The following is a 4,147-nucleotide window of genomic DNA, read 5'->3' as shown; positions in this document are numbered from 1 at the left end:
CCTGCATATCTTGATAAAATCAAACCACCTTCTGCATTTTTACAACTATCCTGATAGTGATAATGGTTTAAAAGCCACAGTGGATCCAAGACACCTTGAGTCCCTTGTTGCCAGTCAATCCACCAAAAATCTACTCCCTGCTTTTCTAGCTCATAATGAACATCTTTAAAGTAGGCTTCTCTAAAAGATGGATTAAAAAAATCAAAAATAGCAGGTTCTTCTAGTTCTACATTTAACCCCAATCGTTTTGCGACTCGAGGATAAGCTTCTTCATAAGCCCGTATACCATCAGCAGGATGGACATTTAAGGAGAGTTTTAACTTTCTATCATGAAGTTGTTGCAATAACTGTTCTGGATTAGGTATTAAGTTTCTATTCCAACTATATCCTGTCCAGCCACTTCCAAAACGAGCTGGAATTTCAGTTATATGCCAATCCATATCTAACACACCGATAGATAATGGAATGTTCTCTGTTTCAAATCTGTCTATTAAATCCAAGTATTCATCCGACGTATAAGGCCAATATCTACTCCACCAATTGCCTAAAGCATATCTTGGCAACAAGGGTGTTGAACCCGTCAAATGGTAAAAGTCTCTGATTGCTCCTCTATAATCATGCCCATAGGCAAAGAAATAGAGATCAATTTGATTTTCTCTCTCAATATAACCAGACTGTTCATCCCAAATAAATCCTTGAGAATCATCCAATAAGGCTATACCATTTCGGCTAATAATTCCATCTTCTAACGAGATTGCTCCATCTGCCTCATCCAGAGTCCGAGCTGTTCCTTTTAACGTTTCAATAGATTCACCAAAATACCAGCGACTACCATATACGGCAAAATTTCCTTTTAATTCTATAAATAAATTTTCGGCGTTAAATTCTCCTTTATTAAAGTGCAGATGAAAATAGTCCGTCATAATATCTAGTACGTTTGATGTCTCGATATAATCTAACGAAACTTGGCCAAAATCTCTATTATAGATAAGTTGTGTCGTTCTATCCTCAAAACTTCCAGTTTGAGAGTATTCTAACCTTACTAGCTTGTCTGTTAATACAGAGATTCGATAAAACTCTCCCTTAAAAATTTTCACTTTGTTTTCCTCCTTTTAGTAAATTTCTTTACCTTATCAAACATTTTATTTGTTATCGTTACATTCATCAATCCGCAAAAAGCAAATCCCCCAAATGTAAATACGTAAATAGCTGTTAAAACTCGTTCTGGACTACTAAAACTCATATACAGTACAGAAATATTAAATAAAACCAACATGATAGCTTGTATTGGATTTAAAATACAAATTAATACGCTATTTACAATACTATTTTTTAGATTATCTTTAAATAGACCAATATAGGTAAAAATAACACTCATCAAAAGTATTATAACAAATAAAAAGGGCAACACTAACAATAAACTATACTCTGAAAATAAACTTGAATAGCCCCAAAGACAATAGTTCACATATAAAAGTAATTCTATTAGGAGGATAAACAACCAAATAAAAGTTGATTGTTTAAAATTTTGTCTAAAGATCCGAAAATAATGATAAGTAATATCGGTATCCTTACCTTTTAAAATACGATACCACATTGTCGTAAGAGAAGTTAGTGATGCCCCAATTGTAACTATTGGAATACAACTAACAATAAATAGAGTATTTAAAATAATTAAATCTGTCAAAAAAGTTAAAATTCTAACCACTTTTCCATCTAATGAAAATAATTTTTGCATAATATATTCTCCATAAAATCAATCGTCTTAACTCTATATTTTAGAATGTCAGTTGCACAAAAATATTACCTAAATTATTTAAAAAATATTGCCAAATTTCTTTAAAAATTAGAATAAAGGAAGCGAGATAATTTGACGTTATCAGTCTCGCTTCCTGTAATTAGCTAGTCCCTTGTTCATACAACCAAGAGTTCATATAAAGTATTACTCTTTTACTTCTTTTTGGTAACGATTATATGCTTCCTGTTGAATCTTCATAAATTCGTCCAATCCCATATTCTTAAGAGTTTCTTTGTATGAGTCCCATTCTTTTTCTATGCCACCTTCAACTACCCATTTAGATGCTTGTTGTTTGACATAAGATTCAATACTCACATAGATTGATGATAATTTGTTAAGCTCTTCTTGTGAATAAATCACATTAGGGTAAGCTGGCAACGCAAATTGTTTCAAATCTTGGTCCATCTTCAATTTCAATCCATCACCTTGTGTTTGATCGATTTCTACGCGACTATTGATATCATCGCTTACGTATTTAGGACCAAAATCTCGAAGTGAATTAATCCATGCCCATTCATCAGCTGATTTACCATCTTTAGGAGGTAACACTTTAAACTTATCACCATTCTTTTCAGTAGCTATTCCAAATGATCCATAGAAATTCTGAATACTTGCTTCATCTGTATATAATTTATCCAACCATTTCAATAATTTAGCAGGGTTTTTGCTCTTATTTGTAATCAAAATTTCATTTCGACCGTAGTTGTAATGATCTGGATCAGAAAAGACATATTGTTTACCATCCATACCTTTTAAAGCAGGTAGAGCAATATACTCACTTGAATGTAAGCCAAACGTTGCATCTGCTGTCCAACCACTAGAAACACCTACTCTAGATACTCCCTTATCCATACGTTTTGCTACACTCATAGAGGTATCTTCTGTAAAGATTTCCGGATCAATCAAACCTTTTTTATAAGATTCGTGCATTGCTGCAATCCCTTGTTTATAACTTTCTTCTGTACGAAGGTAGACTGGTTTCCCATCTTTTACAGACATTTCATACGTATTATCTGCACCTAAACGATTATTGAACGGAAGAATATATGAGAATGTTGGATCAAAGTTTCCTGCTCCGAATGGAATTTCATCAGAAGCGTCTCCATTTCCGTTCGCATCTTTATCCTTAAATTCTTGTAGTACTTTTACTAAATCATCATAAGTTTCTGGAACCTTTAATCCTAAATTATCCAGCCACTTTTTATTAATAAATAGCTGATTAGCTACTGTAGGACGCATCGGTAATTTTTTAGGTAGACTGTAGATATGACCATCTGGTGAAGTAATCATCGCTTTAATCTTAGGTTCTTTCTCCATAGCCTTAGTTAAATTTGGCATGTTTTCCTTGATTAAATCTTCCAATGGAATAAATAAAGATTGGTTCTGAGCAATTTCTGAATCTGTAAAAGCATTTGAACCTAAAAATGCATCTGGTAAATCTCCACTAGCAACCAACACAGATTTCTTATCTGCCCAATCTGCAGCTACAAGTGTATCCCATTTAACATCAATACCTGCTTCCTTGGCAGAATCTGTTAGAAAACCTTTGTGATAATCTTCTCCCCAGTCAGACCAACGAACAGTTGTGATTTTATAAGAATCTTCTCCAGACTTATCGTCCTTATTCGCATTATTAGAATTTGCACAGGCTGTTAAGCCAGCAAGTGTAACTGTTCCTAAGAACAAATATGTAAATGATTTATTTTTCATGTTTTTCTCCTATTCTTTCAAGGCGCCAATCATTACGCCTTGATTAAAATATTTTTGAACAAAGGGATATAGCAACATTATCGGAGCGGTTGAAATAACAATTGCTGCATATTTCATCATATCTGCTTTGATACGAAGATCTGATGCCACTTCTCCTGTTGCTTGCGATTGTAACATCTGATTACTAATTAGTAAACGTCGTAAAATTAATTGCAATGGCTGTAAATTTTCATTCGTTAAATAAATTAAAGCATTAAACCACGAATTCCAAATACCAACTGCAGTCCAAAGTCCAATAACTGCTATAATAGCTTTTGATAACGGAACAACTATTTTAATAAAATAACGAATTGTACCACAGCCATCAATTTGCGCAGCCTCCCACATCCCGTCTGGAATACTATTATTAAAGAAAGTTCTAGCAACAATAATATTGTATGATGAAACCGCAAAAGGTATTACCATTACCCAAAATGTATCAATTAGGCCAACATTTTTTACTGTTAAGTAGGTAGGAATCAAGCCACCTGATACGAACATAGGGATTATGTATAGAATACTCATCCATTTTCTACCAACTAATTCTTTTCTAGATAAAGCATAACCAGCTGGAATATTGACTACTAAAGCAACTAAGGT

4 protein-coding genes are annotated in these 4,147 nt (G+C 33.4%); all 4 read right to left on the bottom strand.

Annotated elements, in window-relative coordinates; genetic code table 11:
• Nucleotides 1-1,097, bottom strand: a 1,097-nt coding sequence (locus WKI42_RS09575) for a TIM-barrel domain-containing protein (RefSeq protein WP_368081804.1), incomplete at its 3' end; no start/stop codon positions are given.
• Nucleotides 1,094-1,738 carry a YesL family protein gene (locus WKI42_RS09570; protein ID WP_368081803.1) on the bottom strand — a complete coding sequence of 215 codons (645 nt, stop codon included), beginning with the start codon at nucleotides 1,736-1,738 and terminating at the stop codon, nucleotides 1,094-1,096. The genes WKI42_RS09570 and WKI42_RS09575, both read right to left, overlap by 4 nt.
• Before the next feature lie 204 nt (nucleotides 1,739-1,942).
• The gene (locus WKI42_RS09565) at nucleotides 1,943-3,508 is read right to left on the bottom strand and encodes an extracellular solute-binding protein (protein ID WP_000792259.1); all 1,566 of its coding nucleotides are present in this window, start codon (nucleotides 3,506-3,508) and stop codon (nucleotides 1,943-1,945) included.
• Nucleotides 3,509-3,517: 9 nt separating this feature from the next.
• Nucleotides 3,518-4,147 (bottom strand): carbohydrate ABC transporter permease (locus WKI42_RS09560; protein ID WP_368081802.1); only part of this gene is annotated, 630 nt, incomplete at its 5' end.

It is taken from the genome of Streptococcus pseudopneumoniae (genome assembly GCF_038148935.1).
GTDB classification, from domain to species: Bacteria; Bacillota; Bacilli; order Lactobacillales; family Streptococcaceae; genus Streptococcus; species Streptococcus pseudopneumoniae_U.
The sequence above is the reverse complement of the archived record's forward strand: the minus strand, read 5'-3'. Positions and strand labels throughout refer to the sequence as shown.

Excerpts from the sequence above, each read along its gene's own strand:
- WKI42_RS09570 (WP_368081803.1), bottom strand. The coding sequence starts at position 1,738 with ATGCAAAAATTATTTTCATTAGATGGAAAAGTGGTTAGAATTTTAACT.
- WKI42_RS09565 (WP_000792259.1), bottom strand. The coding sequence starts at position 3,508 with ATGAAAAATAAATCATTTACATATTTGTTCTTAGGAACAGTTACACTT.